At 63.5% G+C, this 17,591-nt stretch carries 13 protein-coding genes, 1 tRNA gene and 1 pseudogene; 7 read left to right on the top strand and 8 right to left on the bottom strand.

Translation table 11 applies throughout. The features are described from left to right. Positions 1-52 precede the first annotated feature (52 nt). From AAC640_RS02355 to AAC640_RS02330, 6 genes and pseudogenes are all read right to left on the bottom strand, one after another. On the bottom strand, positions 53-874 hold the full coding sequence (locus tag AAC640_RS02355; RefSeq protein WP_340264468.1) for a class I SAM-dependent methyltransferase: 822 nt from the start codon (positions 872-874) through the stop codon (positions 53-55). A 106-nt stretch (positions 875-980) separates the two neighbouring features. Next, on the bottom strand, positions 981-2,237 hold the full coding sequence (locus tag AAC640_RS02350; RefSeq protein ID WP_340264467.1) for an MFS transporter: 1,257 nt from the start codon (positions 2,235-2,237) through the stop codon (positions 981-983). Next, complete coding sequence (locus tag AAC640_RS02345) at positions 2,234-2,602, bottom strand: hypothetical protein (protein ID WP_340264466.1); 369 nt, start codon at positions 2,600-2,602, stop codon at positions 2,234-2,236. The genes AAC640_RS02350 and AAC640_RS02345 overlap by 4 nt, the downstream gene beginning before the upstream one ends. A 41-nt stretch (positions 2,603-2,643) precedes the next feature. Then, a complete protein-coding gene (locus AAC640_RS02340; RefSeq protein WP_340264874.1) occupies positions 2,644-3,006 on the bottom strand; it encodes a zincin-like metallopeptidase domain-containing protein in 363 nt (120 codons plus the stop codon). Positions 3,007-3,077: 71 nt separating this feature from the next. After that, positions 3,078-3,992, bottom strand: a pseudogene (locus tag AAC640_RS02335) (tyrosine-type recombinase/integrase); the annotation flags it as partial. A gap of 165 nt (positions 3,993-4,157) precedes the next feature. Further along, a tRNA-Cys gene (locus AAC640_RS02330) sits at positions 4,158-4,231 on the bottom strand. A 189-nt stretch (positions 4,232-4,420) separates the two neighbouring features. On the opposite strand from AAC640_RS02330, the gene AAC640_RS02325 reads away from it, so the two are divergent. The 6 genes from AAC640_RS02325 (at position 4,421) to AAC640_RS02300 (ending at position 13,523) form a co-directional block, all read left to right on the top strand. Continuing rightward, the gene (locus AAC640_RS02325; RefSeq protein ID WP_340264465.1) at positions 4,421-5,053 is read left to right on the top strand and encodes a protein-L-isoaspartate O-methyltransferase family protein; all 633 of its coding nucleotides are present in this window, start codon (positions 4,421-4,423) and stop codon (positions 5,051-5,053) included. 16 nt (positions 5,054-5,069) lie between these two features. Then, positions 5,070-6,521: a TolC family outer membrane protein gene (locus tag AAC640_RS02320; protein WP_340264464.1), complete on the top strand. Its 1,452-nt coding sequence runs from the start codon at positions 5,070-5,072 to the stop codon at positions 6,519-6,521. 17 nt (positions 6,522-6,538) lie between these two features. Next, positions 6,539-7,027, top strand: a complete 489-nt coding sequence (locus AAC640_RS02315; protein ID WP_340264463.1) for a DUF2497 domain-containing protein — start codon at positions 6,539-6,541, stop codon at positions 7,025-7,027. A 228-nt stretch (positions 7,028-7,255) separates the two neighbouring features. After that, complete coding sequence (locus AAC640_RS02310) at positions 7,256-9,289, top strand: S9 family peptidase (protein ID WP_340264462.1); 2,034 nt, start codon at positions 7,256-7,258, stop codon at positions 9,287-9,289. Positions 9,290-9,331: 42 nt separating this feature from the next. After that, complete coding sequence (locus tag AAC640_RS02305) at positions 9,332-12,031, top strand: valine--tRNA ligase (protein ID WP_340264461.1); 2,700 nt, start codon at positions 9,332-9,334, stop codon at positions 12,029-12,031. A gap of 43 nt (positions 12,032-12,074) precedes the next feature. Then, positions 12,075-13,523: an MATE family efflux transporter gene (locus AAC640_RS02300; protein WP_340264460.1), complete on the top strand. Its 1,449-nt coding sequence runs from the start codon at positions 12,075-12,077 to the stop codon at positions 13,521-13,523. A 14-nt stretch (positions 13,524-13,537) separates the two neighbouring features. Here AAC640_RS02300 and AAC640_RS02295 read toward each other — a convergent pair whose 3' ends face one another. Continuing rightward, positions 13,538-15,190 (bottom strand): ATP-binding protein, encoded by a 1,653-nt coding sequence (locus AAC640_RS02295; protein ID WP_422794939.1) that lies wholly within the window; start codon positions 15,188-15,190, stop codon positions 13,538-13,540. 303 nt (positions 15,191-15,493) lie between these two features. On the opposite strand from AAC640_RS02295, the gene AAC640_RS02290 reads away from it, so the two are divergent. After that, a complete protein-coding gene (locus AAC640_RS02290; RefSeq protein WP_340264459.1) occupies positions 15,494-16,561 on the top strand; it encodes an acyltransferase family protein in 1,068 nt (355 codons plus the stop codon). A 4-nt stretch (positions 16,562-16,565) separates the two neighbouring features. Here AAC640_RS02290 and AAC640_RS02285 read toward each other — a convergent pair whose 3' ends face one another. Beyond that, positions 16,566-17,558 (bottom strand): LLM class flavin-dependent oxidoreductase, encoded by a 993-nt coding sequence (locus tag AAC640_RS02285; RefSeq protein WP_340264872.1) that lies wholly within the window; start codon positions 17,556-17,558, stop codon positions 16,566-16,568. Positions 17,559-17,591 lie beyond the last annotated feature (33 nt).

Raw genomic sequence — 17,591 nt, 5'->3', positions numbered from 1 at the left:
GTTTCCGAACGCCCTTCGCCGATGCCGCTCTATCCTGGAGGCGACGGAGGGATTATCCCGCGGGCTTGCGGAATTTCAGCGTCATTCGGTCGCTTTCGCCGATCGCGAGATATTTCGCCTTATCCACATCGCCATTTGTGAGGGTGGGGGGCAGGGTCCAGACACCCTTGGGCCAATCGGCCGTATCCCTGGGATTGGCGTTGATTTCCGATGCGCCGACATATTCGAAGCCCGCAGCCTCGGCCAGGCGGCGAATAGTCGACACCTTGAGATATCCGCTGCTCTTTTCCAATTTGCTGTCCCGGTCTTCGGGCAGTCGGTGATCGACGATGCCGAGCGTTCCGTTCGGCTTGAGAAGGTCGTAAAAAGCCTTGAAGGTGGCCGCTTCGGTTCCGGCCATCACCATATTGTGCACATTGCGAAAGGTGAGCAGCGTATCGACGCTGCCAGCCGGGATCATTCCTGTCTGTTCCGGGTAAGCAACCAGCTTCACCTTGTCATAGACCTCAGACTTTGTGGCGAGAAACGCACGATAGCCATCAAAGAAGCGACCCGATGGCTGGAGGGCATATAAGGTGCCCTTCTTACGCAGCAGAGGAGCGAGGATTTCGGTGTACCAGCCGCCAGCAGGGCTATATTCGACCACCGTCTGACCCGGTGCGACGCCGAAAAAGGCCAGAGTTTCCGCCGGGTGGCGATATCTGTCGCGAGCCCGGTTGGCGTCGCTGCGGCTTGGGGCGGCGACAGCGGCCGCGATCGGATCAACCTTTTGAGACGGGGCATGGCTTGCCTGACCGGCATATTGTGCCGCAAGGGGCAGGGCAGGGACGGTAATGGCGGTCAGGAGCAGACCGGCGCGCGCGAGACGGTTCATGGGGATCCTCTCATTCATCGGCATGGCATTGATGTGCCGCCTGCGCAGGCGAAGTGCAAGTGCCGCTTAGCCAACCCCCCTTGTGAAATCTCGCCTGATTTCAAGCTCAAGACGGCCGGGTTTCAGGAAGCATCCACAGCGCGGGAAGCACCGCCAGCGAAACCAGCGCGATCATGATGCCCGGTGCCGTGGTCGAGCCGGTCCATACCGTCAGCACCTGCGCGAGCCAGGGCGTAAGCCCGCCAAACAGCGCCGTTGCGGTCGTGGCGCCAAGGGCAAGCCCGCTTAGACGCCCGACGGCAGGGACCTGTTCGGCCGTCGCCACCGCGCCCACGGCACTGACGCCGCCGGCCAGGGCGGCGAGTAGCACGGCCCCGATCAGCACGGAAAATGCGCCGGCTCCGGCCAGCATGCGGAAAGACAGATAAGGCAGGATCGCCGACAGGATGGCGAGCGCTACCAGCACCCGGCGACGCCCGAAACGGTCAGCGAGCAAGCCGACGAAGGGCGTCACGACTATCACCGCGACGGCGGCGACCGTCGCCAGTTCGAGCGCGTCCGCTTCGCTGATCCCGTTTGCCGACACAAGATGGATCGGCAGGTAGGTGATGCCGATATAATAGGTGATCGATCCAAGAGCGGAAATTGCAAATCCTCGCGCTATGCCGGATCTGTGGTGTGACAATACATGCCTCAGCGGCCTGCGCGCCAGAGTCCCCGCAGCGCGATGGGCCTCGAACTCCGGCGATTCCCGCATCGCCGCCCGGGCCACCAGGATCGTGCCCGCCAGCGCCGCGCCAAACAGAAAGGGCAACCGCCAGCCCCAGCTTTCCAGCGCGGGGGCAGGAAGGAGGCTCACGGTCAACGCCGACGCGCCCGCCGCCAGCAATCCGCCGACCTCGCTGGTCGCCGCCGCCATGGAGGTGACGAGCCCGCGACGATGCGGAGCCGCGCCCTCTAGCAGATAGGCGACGACCCCGGTATATTCGCCGCCCACGGCAAAACCCATCAGGCAGCGCAGGAGCAGGAGCAATATCCCGGCGACCGGCCCGATTTGCGCCGCTGTCGGTAGCAGGCCGCTCAGCAGCATCGACACCGTCATCAACGCCATGGACGTAAGCAGCGTCGTGCGCCGTCCATGCCGATCGCCGAAATGCCCGAACGCAATGGCCCCCAACGGCCGCATCAGATAGGCGACGGCAAACCCTGCAAGTGTCGTGAGCGTCGCGTTGGGACCGACGAAGAACAGCCGTGCGAGCACGGTTGCGAGGTAGAGGAACAACGTGAAGTCATACCATTCGACCACGGTGGACAGCGCCGCAAGGACAAGCGAACGACGGTCCAGTGGCTTAGGGGCGATCATGCAGCCAACTTATCAACATCCTGCACTGCGGCAATCGCGGCATAAGTGCCTCGCCCCCAGGCGTGGTTCCCAATGAGTATCAAGGCGGGTTCGAACGGCCGGGCGAGGCCATCCTTGGCCGAGCGGGGAATGCAGAAGCAGAGAAATTTCATTGCCATTTGGAGGCCGAGCCGGAATCGAATTGGTAACAAATTTGTTTGATTTTTCAGTGATCTATCGATTGTCAGTCGAAAAATAGGCCCCCAAAAAGGCCACAGTTCGGTCACACTGCAATCGGGAATCACATTGATTTCCCAATACTTATACCACAAGGGTAGGCCGAAGGGAATGTCCCGCACATGGGGCTGGCTGGGCGGACCAAACAAGGTGGTCGCCCCTGTCCGGGGCGGCCTTGCTCATCGGCTGACTATGCCGCCTCTTTCTCTTCGTCGGGATTCGCCAGTTGATGCAGATAGGCCACGGCGCGCTCGGCATGGGTTGCGGCCTGCACAATGGCGCGCGAATCGTTTTGCAGCACCCTGATCCAACTCGCTATATAGCTGGCATGATCCGGACGAGGCTCGGCGGCCAAGCCAAGATCGGCCGCCAGGAACGCCGCGCCTAATTCCGCCACAAGCTCCTCGCGTGCATACCCTTCGTCGCCCCATTTCTCGCGGCCAAGGCTGCGATCAAGGCGGCTCTTGTGTCGAGTCCAGTGGCAAGTTTCATGACCTCGGGTGGCGTAGTAACCGTGGGCATCATGAAAGGCCGCAAGGGGCGGAAGCTGAATGCGGTCGGCCGAGGGTAACCCATGCGCCGCAAAGCCGCGTTGATCGTGTTATCGCTGATCGGCCTCGCCCGTGTCCGTATTGACGGGAAGGCGTAGCGCCCGGAGCCGGACAGGGAACGCATCTCCGAAAGGATGGCCAACGCTTGCCGGGACAAGGGCACCGAATGGGGCTGGCGCATCTTCATCTTCTCTTCGGGGATGATCCAGACCGCTTTGTCGAAGTTGACCTCCTTCCATTCCAACTGTCGGATTTCACCGGGGCGCTGGAACACATGGGGCGTGAGTTTCAGGGCATACATTACGGCGGGATCGCCCTGATAATCCTCTATTGCCCGGAGCAATGCGCCGAACGTCGCGGCATCGGTGATCGCCGGGAAGTGTTTGACCTTCGCTGTGGTCAGCGCGCCTATCAGCAGTTGAGCCGGGTCGCGCTCTGCCCGTGCCGTTGCCACCGCATAGCAAAACACGCGGCTGGCGAAGGATCGCAAGAGATTGGCCGTCTCCAGTCGGCCCCGCCGTTCATGTTTCCTAAGTTCATGCAGCAGTTCCTGCGGCGTGATCTCCGTTATGGGACGCTTGCCGAAATCGGTGCCAAGCAGCTTCACGAACCAGCGCATCTTTTCCAGCGTCGGTTCCGCCAGCCCCTCCCGCGTTTTCTTCTCGATCAGTTCCTGGGCCACGCAGCTGAAGCTGTTGCTGGCGCGGATGCTTGCCTCGATCCGCGCTTGCCGTTTGGCACTGTTCGGATCAATCGAATGAGCAAGCTGTCTGCGGGCGGCATCACGCGCCGCGCGCGCCTCGGCCAGCGTGATCTCCGGGTAGGACCCCAGTGCCAGTTTGCGCTCCACGCCATTCATTCGGTATTTGACGCGCCACAGCTTGCTGCCCTTTGGGTTGACCAGTAGGTAAAGCCCCTGAGAATCTGTCACCTTGTAAGGCTTCGCTTTTGGCTTGGAGTTTCGGATCGCCGTATCGGTCAGCGCCATTGGGGGCCTCGATGCTGTGGGGGCCTCGCGAGGCCCCCAAGGTAGGCCCCCATCGTCTGCGGTCACAGGCAAACAGAGGCAGTCGCTGCCAACCAGCGATTACCTGTAAACTAGCGGAAATCAGGGGTTTTTTCAATTATCAGCGAGCGTTGGCTGACAGCAATATGGAGGCCCGAGCCGGAATCGAACCGGCGTATACGGATTTGCAGTCCGCTGCGTCACCACTCCGCCATCGGGCCTCGCGCATGTGGGACGCCGCAGATGTGAGGCTTTCAATCCAAAGTCAAGCCAGGCGGGCACTGGCTGCCAAAATTCTCGGTCAAGACCGTGGAAACCCGCTTGGCGGGACCAGTTCGCTGATCTAGAGGTCCGTTAGTGCGAGCGCTGTATCGCGCCGCCAATACAGTCGTGCCAATCGAGGGTATGTCGTGACCGAGCATAATTTTTCATCGATGCGGGCCGCAATGGTCGAAAGCCAGCTGCGCACCAGCGACGTGGATGACCAGCGGGTGGTCGCGGCGATGGCGCGGGTGCCCCGGGAAGACTTCGTCCCTGCCGGGCGCCGGGCCATGGCCTATGTCGATCGCCCGATCCCGCTCGGAAACGGACGCGCGCTCAATCCGCCGCTCGTCACCGGGCGCCTGCTCAAGGAAGCGCGGATAGAGGCGGGCGACAAGGTGCTGCTGATCGGCGCTGCCACCGGTTATAGCGTTGCATTGCTGAGGGCGCTTGGCGCTGACATCACCGCGGTCGAGGAAGAGGGTGGCCCGCAGACACAGGCCGCCGGCGTGACGCTGGTGCGCGGGGCTCTCCATGCGGGCGCGCCGGCCGGCGCCCCTTATGACATTCTGTTTGTCGACGGAGCAGTGGAGCAAGTGCCTGCCGCGCTCGTGCAGCAACTGGCCGACGGTGCCCGGGTCGTGACGGGAATCGTGGAGCGCGGCGTCACCCGCCTGTGCAGCGGACGCGTGGCAGCCGGCGTGCTGGGCCTTGCCAGCCTGGCCGATATGGAGATGGTGGTGCTCCCCGGTTTTGCCGCGCCGGAGCGTTTCATATTCTAACCGACCGGGGGGGGGCATGACAGCAAGGCTACGGAATCTTCGGCGCTCTGCCGCCACGGTCGTGCTGCTCCTATCCTCCAGCCTGGCGGGAAGGGCGGGTGCGGAAAGCTTGCAGGGCGCGCTTGCCAAGGCCTATCTCGCCAACCCCACGCTCACCGCCGCAAGGGCGGAACAGCGCGCCAATGACGAGAATGTGCCGATCCGCGAGGCGGACGGGCGCCCGAGAATAGGAACAAGCGCCCAGTTCCAGGAACTTGTCGTCCGTCCTTCCAACCAGTTCCTGACGCCGCATCGCTCGGCCAACGCCACCGGCAATATTGACGTTCCACTGTATCAGGGCGGGGTCGTTCGCAACAGTGTCAGGGCCGCGAAAACGCGCGTGCTGGCGGGCCAGGCCAATCTGCGTGGCACGGAGGCGACGATCTTTTCCCGAGTGGTGGCGGCCTATATGGACGTCATCCGTGACAGCGCGATCGTGTCGCTCAACCTCGCCAACGTAAACGCGCTGAGCGTCAACCTTCAGGCGACGAACGACCGTTTCGAGGTCGGCGACCTGACTCGCACCGATGTCGCGCAATCGGAATCGCGGCTAGCGCTGGCCCGGTCCGACCTGCAGACGGCGGAAGCGAACCTGATCACCAGCCGCGAAAATTACATCGCACTGGTGGGAAGCGCGCCTGACGATCTTCAGCCTCCCCCACCGCTGCCTGGCCTGCCGGCGTCGCCTGACCTGGCGGTACAGGTGGCGCTGGCCGACAATCCGGACATCTTGGCGGCGCGCAAGGCGCGCGAGGCGAGGGGCTATGACGTGAAGGCGGCGATGGGGACCGTCCTGCCTACTGTCTCGGCCTTCAGCCAGAGTAGCTATACCGACTATCTGGACAGCAGCATCGGGGCCAACAAGCAGGTCGCGGTCGGCGCGACCGTGACGCTCCCCCTTTATCAGGGCGGTCGTCCGGCCGCGCAGGTGCGGCAGAGCGAGGCATTCCAGTCCCAGGCGATCGAGCAGGAGGTCGAGGCCGAACGTAGCGTCGTCGCCCAGACTCGCTCTGCCTATGCCAGCTGGCAGGCGGCCGTGCAGACGATCCAGTCGAACCAGAAAGCGGTGGAAGCGGCCAATTTGTCCCTGGAAGGCGTACGGGCGGAAAATTCCGTGGGTAGTCGTACCGTCCTGGACATATTGAACGCTGAGCAGGAGGCGCTGAATGCCAAGGTTCAGCTCGTGTCCGCCCGGCGCAACGCCTATGTCGCGGCGTTCAGCCTGCTTGCCGCCATGGGCCATGCGGAGGCCAAGGACCTGAACCTGGAAACCGGCGCTCTTTACGACCCGATGGTTAATTATGAACGAGTCAAAGGCAAGTGGTTCGACTGGGATTTCGACCCTGCCCCGAGGGCTCAGGCGACGCGAACCGTTGACACGCCTGCACAAAATGCCAATGTGCCTGCTGATCTGGCGCAGCGACCTTAGGTTAACAGGGGGTATTCATGGGCGACATGAGCAAGGAACCCTCGATGGAGGACATCCTTTCTTCCATTAAGCGTATCATCGCGGAGGAAGAGGATGAACCGGCTGCCCCCGCAGCGCGCCGTGCGAAAGCCGACGCTGCCGCCAAAGCCCCGGTCGAGGCCGAGCCGGTCGCCGCCGTGCAGCCTACCGAGGAAGTGCTGGAACTGACTAACGAGGTTGGAGTGGAGGAGCCGATGCCTGCCCACAGGACTTCCCGTGTTTCCCGCGTCGGGGCGGCACCTGAAGAGGGTTCCATTCTGTCCGTCGAAAGCGAGGTAGCGGCGCGCCATTCGCTCTCTGCCCTGTCCTCGATGCTCGTCGCTCCCAAGGATGGCGAGGACAATACGCTCGACGGGCTTGTCCGATCGATGTTGAAGCCGATGCTCAAGGAATGGCTGGACGACCGCCTGCCCGCGCTTGTCGAGGACATGGTGGCAAAGGAAATCGCCCGTATCACTGGGCGCTAGGCGCGTTTTGTCCGCCGGGCCACGGGTGCCGGGTCGCCCCGGCCAGGCGACCGAAGGCAGGAAAAGCGACGGATGCGGCGGAAGGGTACCGCCAAGCCTTGTGTTTTTATTTCTCCGTTGAGATTGATTGTTGCGCGCCTGATCTGGGGTTTCTACAACCTCTCCCATAGCTCTCGCGCCTCGCCGGCCAACCGTGCCCCGGCGCCACGATCCACGGGGACATGATCCATGAAATCTCTCCTTGCTGCTGGGCTTTCCATTGTTGCCCTTTTCCCGCTCGCTCCGGCTCCGGTTGCAGGCCGTCCCTTCACGCCCGGCGACATGGTCGCGCTGAACCGTGTCGGCGCGCCCGCCGTGTCCGCGGACAGCCGATGGCTGGCCTATCAACTGCGCACAACCGATCTCGCCGCTAACAAGGGGCGGACCGATCTTTACCTGATCGACCTGTCCCGCAAGGGCGCGCCACGCCGGATCGCATCGACGCCCGACCATGATGAGAGCGCGCCTGCCTTCTCGCCCGATGGCGCGACCCTTTATTACCTCTCCAATGCCAGCGGTGACGACCAGCTCTGGAAGATTCCAGTAGCGGGCGGCGACGCGATGCAATTGACCAACGCGCCGGGCGGTATCTCCGGCTTCCTGCCGAGTCCGGCCGGCGACCGGATCGCGCTCTGGGCGGACCGCCCTGTCGGCGCGAAAAGCCTGAACGAGACGAAGGCGGCCACACTGCCAGGTGCTGGCACCGGCAGGGTCTATGACCAGCTGTTTGTTCGCCATTGGGACACCTGGGCCGATGGTCAGCGTTCGCAGATTTTCATCATGCCCGCGACCGGGGGCAAGGCGGTGTCGATCATGGGCGGCCTGGTGGGCGACAGCCCGTCCAAGCCCTTCGGCGGCGCCGACGAGATTGCCTGGAGCCGCGATGGCCGGACGCTGTTCTTCGCGATGCGCGAGGCGGGCCGGATCGAACCCCTGTCGACCAACCTCGACATTTTCGCCGTTCCCGCCGAGGGCGGCGGCGCGCCTGTCAACCTGACCGACGCCAATGACGCTACCGATACGATGCCCACGGTTTCCCCTGACGGGAAGTGGCTGGCCTATGGCGCGATGAAGCGGCCGGGCTATGAAAGCGACAGGCTGGTGCTGATGCTGCGCAACATCGCCACCGGCGAGACGAGGGCGCTGACCGAAGGGTGGGACCGGTCGATCGGATCGATCGCATGGGATGCCGATGGCCGAGGGCTGATCGTCACCGCCGACGATATGCTCGACCATCCCGCTTTCCGTGTGGATGCCGCTACCGGCAAGGTCGAGCGGCTGACCCAGGGTGGCCATGTCTCGACACTCGTGCCGGTCGCGGGCGGCGGTTTTGTCTATGCGCTCGACAGCATCCAGTCGCCCGCCGATTTCTGGAAGATGCCACGAACCGGCAAGCCCGTCCGCCTGACCAGCGTCAACGCCGAAAAGATGAGCCAGGTGGATGACGTCTCTGTACAGCGCTTCAGCTTCAGGGGCGCGAAAGGCGACACTGTCTGGGGGCAGATCGTGAAGCCCAAGGGGGCGACGGGCAAGCTCCCCATAGCCTATCTGGTGCATGGCGGACCACAGGGCAGCTTCAACGACAGCTGGTCCTATCGCTGGAATCCGAAAGCCCTTGCCGCTCATGGCTATGCCGCCGTCACGGTCGATTTCCATGGATCGACCGGCTACGGCCAGGCCTTCACCGACAGCATCAACAGGGACTGGGGCGGCAAGCCTCTCGAGGATCTGAAGCTTGGCCTTGCCGCTGCCGCCGCCAAGGATAGCCAGCTGGACGCGACCAATGCCTGCGCGCTCGGCGCCAGCTATGGGGGCTATATGATGAACTGGATCGCCGGCCAGTGGCCCGACGGCTTCAAATGCCTGGTCCAGCATGACGGCGTGTTCGACGCCCGCGCCATGGCCTACGAGACCGAGGAGCTATGGTTCGACGAATGGGAACATGGCGGGCCCTATTATGAACAGGCCGAAGAGTTCGAGAAAGGGAATCCGGTCAATCATGTGAAAGCGTGGAAGACGCCGATGCTCGTCGTTACCGGCGAAAAGGATTTCCGCATTCCCTATACGCAAGGGCTGGCAGCGTTCAGCGCGCTCCAGCGGCGCGGCATTCCGTCCAGGCTGCTCGTGTTCCCGGATGAAAATCATTGGGTCCTGAAGCCACGCAATTCGCTGCAATGGTATGATGAGGCGCTCGGCTGGCTTGACCGCTGGACGAAGAAGTAAAAGCGCTGGAATGGTAGGGGCGGGCGCATTAAGGCCCGTCCCATGACCGAATTGCCGAAGACCTTCGACCCCGCCGAAATCGAGTCCCGCTGGTACGCCCATTGGGAGGAAAATGGCCTGTTCCGCCCGGAACGCCCAAATGCGGAACCTTTCACCATCGTCAACCCGCCACCGAACGTGACGGGGTCCTTGCATATCGGCCACGCGCTCGACAACACGTTGCAGGATATCGTCATCCGCTATGAACGGCTGCGCGGCAAGGATGCGCTGTGGGTGGTGGGCACCGACCATGCCGGCATAGCGACCCAGATGGTGGTCGAGCGGCAGCTGAACGCGCAAGGGCAGAAGCGCACCGATTTCAGCCGCGAGGATTTCGTCGCCAAGGTGTGGGAATGGAAGGCCGAAAGCGGCGGCGCGATCACGCGACAGCTGCGGCGGCTGGGCTGCTCCATGGACTGGGCCAACGAACGTTTCACCATGGATGAGGGCTTCTCGCGCGCGGTCGTCAGGACCTTCGTGGAACTGCACAAGCGTGGCCTGCTCTATCGCGACAAAAGGCTGGTGAACTGGGACCCGCATTTCCGCTCCGCCATCTCCGACCTGGAAGTCGAGACGCAGGAGGTGAAGGGCGGCTTCTGGCATTTCCGCTATCCTTTGGCGGACGGCGTCCGCCTGGCGAATGGCGCCGACCATATCGTCGTCGCGACCACCCGGCCCGAGACGATGCTCGCGGATATGGCGGTGGCGGTGCATCCCGACGATCCGCGTTACCGGCAGGTCATCGGCAAGGAGATTCTCCAGCCGATCACCGGCCGCCGCTTGAAGATCGTGGGCGACGACTATGCCGACCCGGAACTGGGGTCGGGCGCGGTCAAGATCACGCCCGGACATGATTTCAACGACTTCGAAGTGGGCAAGCGCGCCGGTTTCAAGGCCGCCGACATGCTCAACATGTTCGATGCCGACGCCAATGTGGTCCAGACCGCCGACAGCCTGATCCCCGAGCGCTTCCTGGGGCTGCACCGTTTCCGGCGCGACGGCGTCGACGGCGCGCGCGAACTGGTCGTGGCGGAGATGAAGGCGTTGGACCTGCTGGTGCCCCATGTCACGAAGAACAAGGACGGGGAGGATGTTTCTTCCGACGCCGAGCCGCGTACCATCCAGACGCCGTTCGGCGACCGGTCGGGCGTGGTGATCGAGCCATGGCTCACCGACCAATGGTATGTGGATGCGGAGAAGCTGGCCGTCGCGCCGATGCAGGCCGTGCGGGAGGGCCGGATCGAGATCGTGCCCAAGACCTGGGAAAAGACCTTCTTCAACTGGATGGAGAATATCCAACCCTGGTGCGTCTCCCGCCAGCTCTGGTGGGGGCATCAGATCCCGGCCTGGTACGACGAGGACGGCAATCCCTATGTCGCCGAAAGCGAGGAGGAAGCGCAGGCACTGGCCGGCAACAAGAAGCTGACCCGCGACCCCGATGTCCTCGACACCTGGTTCTCCTCGGCGCTCTGGCCCTTCGGCACGCTTGGGTGGCCCGAGCAGACAGCGACGCTCAAGCGCCATTATCCCAACGACCTGCTGATCTCGGGCTTCGACATCCTCTTCTTCTGGGATGCGCGCATGGCGATGCAGGGGCTGGAGTTCATGGGCGACGTGCCCTGGCGCAAGCTCTACCTCCACGGCCTGGTGCGCGCGGCGGACGGGCAGAAAATGTCCAAGTCCAAGGGCAATGTCGTCGACCCGCTAGGCCTGATCGACAAGTTTGGCGCGGACGCGCTGCGCTTCTTCATGGCGGCGATGGAAAGCCAGGGCCGCGACGTGAAGATGGATGAGAAGCGGGTCGAGGGTTATCGCAATTTCGCGACCAAGCTTTGGAACGCAGCGCGCTTCCTGCAATCCAATGGCGTCACCGCTTCGACGACGCATGAAGCGCCCCGCGCGGAGGCTCCGGTCAACCGATGGATCATCGCGGAAACGGTCGCGACCGTGCAGGCGATCGACACCGCCATGGCCGAACTGCGCTTCGACGCGGCGGCGAACGCCATCTACCACTTCGTCTGGGACCAGTATTGCGACTGGTATATCGAGCTGACCAAAGGGTCGATGGATGCGGAGACGAAGGCGGTCGCGGGCTGGGCGTTCGACCAGATCCTTGTCATGCTGCACCCCCTGATGCCCTTCATCACGGAAGAGCTGTGGAACCTGACCGGCCGCCGCGAAGGCGAGCTGATCGTCGCGCGCTGGCCGCAGGCGCTTTATGCCGTGGATAGCGAGGCTCAGGCCGAGATCGACTGGCTGATCCGCCTGATCAGCGCGATGCGCACCGCGCGGACGGAACTCAACGTTCCGCCGGGCGCGAAGCTGGCGGTGGTGGTCCATGATGCGTCCGAGGAAACCCGCCGCCGCATCGATCGGCAGGGCAGCGCACTGGCACGGCTTGGCCGGGTCGAAAGCCTGTCCTTTGGCGACACGGTCGAAGGTGGCGCGGCGCAGGTCGTCGTTGATGAGGCGACATTCATTCTGCCGCTGGAAGGCGTGATTGACATCGCCGCAGAAAAAGCGCGTCTCGCCAAGGCGCTCGCAGCGGCGGAAAAGGAACGGGATTCGCTGTCCGGGCGTCTTTCGAATCCCAGCTTTGTCGAGAAGGCCAAGCCTGAAGCCGTCGCCAAGGCGCGCGAGGACCATGCGGAAAAGGCGGCCGAGGCGGAAAGGCTGAAGGCGGCGCTCGAACGGCTGGCCTGACGGGTTTCCGTTCATCGAGGTTGCGAAGCATGAAGGAGAGACGATGAGCGGAGGGGCCAAGGGACGGGATCTGACACGGGGGCCGATCGGCCCCGCCTTGCTGGTCTTCGCCTTGCCGACGCTTGGCTCGAATATCCTGCAATCGCTCAACGGATCGATCAACGCGATCTGGGTCGGGCGCTTTCTGGGCGAGCGGGCGCTGGCGGCGACCGCCAACGCGAACATCATCATGTTCCTGATGTTCTCCGTCGTCTTCGGTTTCGGCATGGCGGCGACGGTGGTGATCGCCCAATCCTATGGTGCGCGGGACATGCCGGCCGCGCGCCGCGCGTTCGGGTCGGCCATCGGCTTCTGCACGATATTGGCGCTGGGTGTGGCGATGGTCGGATGGCTGGGCGCGCCCGCCTTGCTGCGGATATTGGCGACGCCGGCCGAGGCATTTGATCTCGCGCTGACCTATCTGCGCGTCATCTTCATCGCCATGCCCGCGACATTGCTTGGTGTCATGATCATGATGGGACTGCGCGGCACTGGCGACGCCAGGACGCCGCTGATCTTCATGTTCGTGAGCGTCGGCGTGGATCTGGTGCTGAATCCCGTGCTGATCCTGGGGATAGGACCCTTTCCCCGGATGGGTATAGCCGGCTCTGCGACGGCGACCGCCACGGCGGGCTTCATCAGTCTGATCGGCGTCATTCTCTATATCTACCGCAACGATCTGCCCTTGCGCCTGCGGGGCGCGGAACTCGCCTATCTGCGCCCGACCGCGGCGCAGATAGGCCAACTGGTCCGCAAGGGCCTGCCGATGGGATTGCAGATGATCGTCATGTCGGCGTCCGGCCTGGTCATGATCGGCCTCGTCAACCGCGAAGGATTGGTGACGACGGCCGCCTATGGCGCGGCGCAACAACTCTGGACCTATCTGCAGATGCCCGCCATGGCGATGGGTGGCGCGGTCAGCGCGATGGTGGCGCAGAATATCGGCGCGGGGCGCTGGGACCGGGTAGGGCGCATCGCATCCTATGGCATTGGCTATCTGTTGCTCGTCACCGGCACGATGGTCGCCGTCATGCTGACCTTCCATGAACCGCTGCTCGCGCTTTTTCTGGGATCAGGCAGCCCAGCCATAACGGTCGCCTGGCATATCCAGTTGCTTGCGAGCTGGAGTTATGTGCTGTTCGGCTGCTCCATGATTTTCTTCGGTGTCATGCGAGCGAATGGGGTGGTCATGGGGCCGCTGCTGATCCTGGTCTTCGGCCTGTTCGGTGGGCGGCTGAGCTTTTACGATCTGACTTACCATGCGCTGGGCGCGGACGCGCTTTGGCTCAGTTTCCCGGTGGGTGCAACCATCACCTTGCTATTCGCCATCGCCTATTATCTGCAAGGCGGCTGGAAGAAGGCGAAGCTGCTGGTGCCTCCCCATGAGGAGGAATGCCGAGAGACGATCAATGCGGAGAGCGAGCCTGCCGGTCGGATCGCACCGACCGGCTGACTCTGGCCATCGGCTTACCGCCCCTGGCTGCGCCAGCGCGTGATCGTGCGGTCGAGGATGTCCGCTTCGCCGCCGGCTTCGCGCCAGAGCGTCGTGAAGCTCGGGTCGCCGGATGCGGGGCGTCGTTCTTCTTCCAGATTGTCAAGCGCGACGCGGATCGGCACTGCGACACCTTCGCCGCAGATGATCGCTTCGCGATTGCGCAACGCCGGGATGGAATCGAGGAACCCGCGCGCGCCTTCGGGCATGGCTGCCTTCACAAACGCCTGGTCGCGATCGTTGTTGAGCCGCATGGAAATGATCGTGCCGCATTGCGACAGCACGCCTTCGGCCAAGTCCGACGGGCGCTGCGTTATGAGGCCCAGCGACACGCCATATTTGCGGCCTTCCTTTGCGATCCGCTCCAGAATGCGGCGGACAGCCTGGCCGGTGCCTGACGTGGTGCTGGGGATGTAGCGATGCGCCTCCTCACAGACGAGCAGGATCGGCCGTTGCGGCTCATCCCGCGCCCAGATGGCATAATCGAACACCAGACGCGACAGGACGGACACGACCACGGACGTGATGTCGGACGGCATGGCCGATACGTCGATGATCGAAATCGGTTTGCCGCCCGACGGCAGGCGGAAGATCTTCGCGAGAAATTCCTGCATCGTGTCAGCGACCAGCATGCCGGAGAACATGAAGCTGTAGCGCGGGTCGGCCTTGATCTCCTCGATCTTGGTCTTGAGCCGCATATAGGGTAGCGCGCCCGTGCCCTTGTCGAGCTTGCCCATCTCATTCTGAAGGATGTTGGTGAGGTCCGACAGCAGATAGGGGACGGGCGAATCGACCGTCAGCCGGCCGATGCTTTCAGCCAGCCGGTTCTTGTGCCGCGCAGCGAGCAGGCATTTGGCCAGGATGTCGCAGTCGATGGTGCGGTCGGAGCCTTCCGAGGTGACGAATACCTCGCAATGCTCCTCGAAATTCATTAGCCAATAGGGGAGGGCAAGGTTCGTGACATCGAACACCTCGCCATTCTGCTGGAAGGCCGCGCCATATTCGCCATGGGGATCGATCATCACGATATGGCCCTGCGGCGACAGGTCGCAGATGCGGTGCAGGATCAGCGCGGCGCTGGTCGACTTGCCGGTGCCGGTCGACCCCAGCAGAGCGAAATGCTTGCCCAGCATGGAATCGACATATAGCGCCGCCCGCGTGTCGACGGTGGGGTAAACGGTGCCGATCTGCACATGCGGCCGGTCGTCGGCGGCATAAATCTGCTGCATGTCCGCGCTGGAAACCGGATGGATTTCCGTGCCCGGAGCGGGGTAACGGGTGACGCCGCGGCGGAAGCGATAGATGCGCCCTGTCAGCTTTTCCTCGTCGCCTTCGCCCAGAAAGTCGATTTCCGCGACGATCGTCCCGCTGTCCCGCCGATCGAGCGCTATCGCGCGGAGATTGGCGATCAACCAGCTGTTGCCGACGCGCATCTTCACCTGGCTTCCGACCTGGCCCGCCATGGCGATGCACGTATCGGCATCCTGGGCCAGCGCGCTTACGAAGGCGGCATCGATCAGTACCTTGGAACTGGACCCCGCGATCTCGAACACGACGCCCATGGCGTTTCGGGCGATCGGCTGTGTCTGGCCGGTAATGAACTCTGCAGCCCCTGGCATGTGGCTCATATACTCTCTCAATCCCGCTAGGCCGTCGAATAGCCGGCATCCCGCCCTGTTTTAGTCGTCCAGAGGTAAAGAAATGGCTTATCCGGTGGCCAGCTTCGCCCGACCCGGCAAGGGAAGGGAGGATTTCCCCGCCGCTGATCCGCCCTAGGGGACGGCGTCCATCCACCTCGCCCTGGCCACTGCCCGCCGCCCCGGCGCTGGCGCGCAGCCTTGGGCGTGCTTATTGATCAGTCGGATGTCGAATGCCGGCCTTCCCTGCCCAGGGCGCCGGCCGCAAATCAGGACAGGCGTTTGGCGGAAACGATGACGGCCGACGCGGCGCGCCGATCGGATGCGATCGCCATTGCCCGCGTCATCTGCATATTGGGCGTGGTCTATGTCCATGCCTGGACCGGCCTCAATGGTCATGACCTGGAAATTGCCCGAGGGACGACGCAGGAAAATCTGCGATGGCTGCTGATGGAAATTTTCGGGCGCAGCGCCGTGCCGCTGCTGGGCGTCATATCCGGCTGGCTCGTGGGCGCTTCGGCACGATCGCAAAGCTGGCTCGGTCATGTGCTGAGAAAGGCGCGTACGATCCTGTTGCCGATGGTGATGTGGAACGGCCTTGCCATTCTGTTCGTGTCGGGAGCGGCCTGGCTGCTCCATCTGCCCGCTCCGGTGCCTGTCTCGTTCGACTGGCTGTTCCAGGAATTGTTCATTGTCAGCCGGAACCCGGACATCAATGTGCAGATGCCCTTCCTGCGCGACCTGTTCCTGTGCATGGTGGCGGCGCCGCTGCTGGTGCGGCTCCCCGGCTGGATGCTGGTCTGCGTTGCTGGCATGGCGGGGCTGGCCCAGCTGATGGGCTGGGGGCCGCCGTTGCTGATGCGGCCGGCGATTCTTTTTTTCTTCATCATCGGCATGATCGCGCGGCGCGGTGGCCTGGCTGAACGCGTCGCGGCGCTCTCCTGGCCGGTGGCTGCACTGCCCTTCGCGTCGCTGATGATGGTCCAGCTCTATTTCTCGCTGAATGTGGAGCGGGGATCTGGCGTGGGCGTCGGCTTGCTGGACCTCGCGGTTCGCATGGCGGCAGCGACCTGCTTCTGGCGGCTGGCCTGGGCGCTGGCGGCCAGCCCGGCGCGGGGCGTCCTGCTGCGGATAGAACCCTTTGCCTTCTTCCTTTTCTGTTCGCACCTCATCCTCATCTGGCTGGGTGGGCCGGTGCTGGGCGCCTTGTTCGGGAAGCTCGGCTCGCCGCTCTATCCTGCCTATCTGCTGGTGCAGCCGCTGCTGGTGCTGGTGGCGGTGCTGCTGCTGGGGTCGTTGCTCAACCGGGCGGCGCCGCGCATGACCAGACTGTTGAGCGGCGGGCGGTTGCGCGCGGCCTGACCTGTTAGCCCGCCACGGCCTTTGCCGCCGCCATGGCAATTTCTAGGCTTCGTTTGCGCGCATCGAAGTCGTAAATCTGTGCGGCTATCATCAACTCGTCCACGCCCGTGCGGTCGATGAAGGCGGCCAGGTCGCGTTCTACATCTTTCTGCGTACCGATGCTGCTCGCGCTGAACACATCGTCCAGCATCGCGCGCGCACCCGGCGGCAAACTTTCATAATAGCCAGGGATCGGCGGCTGCAATTTGCCGGTCTGACCCGTACGCAAGCGAACGAAGGTCTGCTGCATAGACGATGCAACCAGTTCCGCTTCTTGCATGCTATCCGCGGCGAATACATTATATCCTGCCATCACATAGGGTTGGCTGAGCCGCGTGGAAGGCCGGAAGTCGCGCCGGTAGACCGCGATGGCCTCGTCGAGAGCGGCGGGCGCGAAATGCGAGGCGAAGGCATAGGGCAGGCCAAGAGCCGCTGCGAGCTGCGCGCCGTAAAGGCTGGACCCCAGAATCCACATCTCCACTTGGGCGCCCGCGCCGGGCGTAGCCTGGAAGCCCAGCCGCTCGTCGCCCGCGAAATAGGCCTGCAGTTCCAGCACATCGCGCGGGAATTCATCCGGCCCGCCAGCGAGCGTGCGGCGCATCGCCTGCGCGACGCGCTGGTCCGACCCCGGCGCGCGACCCAGACCCAGGTCGACGCGGCCAGGAAACAGCGCGTCCAGCGTGCCGAACTGCTCGGCGATCAGCAGTGGCGCATGATTGGGCAGCATGATGCCGCCCGCGCCGATCCGGATGGAGGAGGTCGCCTGTCCGACATGTCCCAACACGACGGCGGTCGCAGCCGACGCGATGCCGGTGGTGCCATGATGTTCGGCGACCCAGAGGCGATGGAAACCCAATGCCTCGACATAGGCGGCTAAAGCGGCGGCGTTTGCGAGGGCGGCGCGCACGTCGCTGCCTTCGGTCACGGGGACAAGGTCCAGAACGGAAAAACGGATCATCGCCCGCATATGGGGCAATGATCCGTTTTACTT

It is taken from the genome of Sphingobium mellinum, from assembly GCF_037860795.1.
Classification (GTDB): domain Bacteria; phylum Pseudomonadota; class Alphaproteobacteria; order Sphingomonadales; family Sphingomonadaceae; genus Sphingobium; species Sphingobium mellinum.
This window is presented reverse-complemented; position numbering and strand designations above follow the sequence as displayed.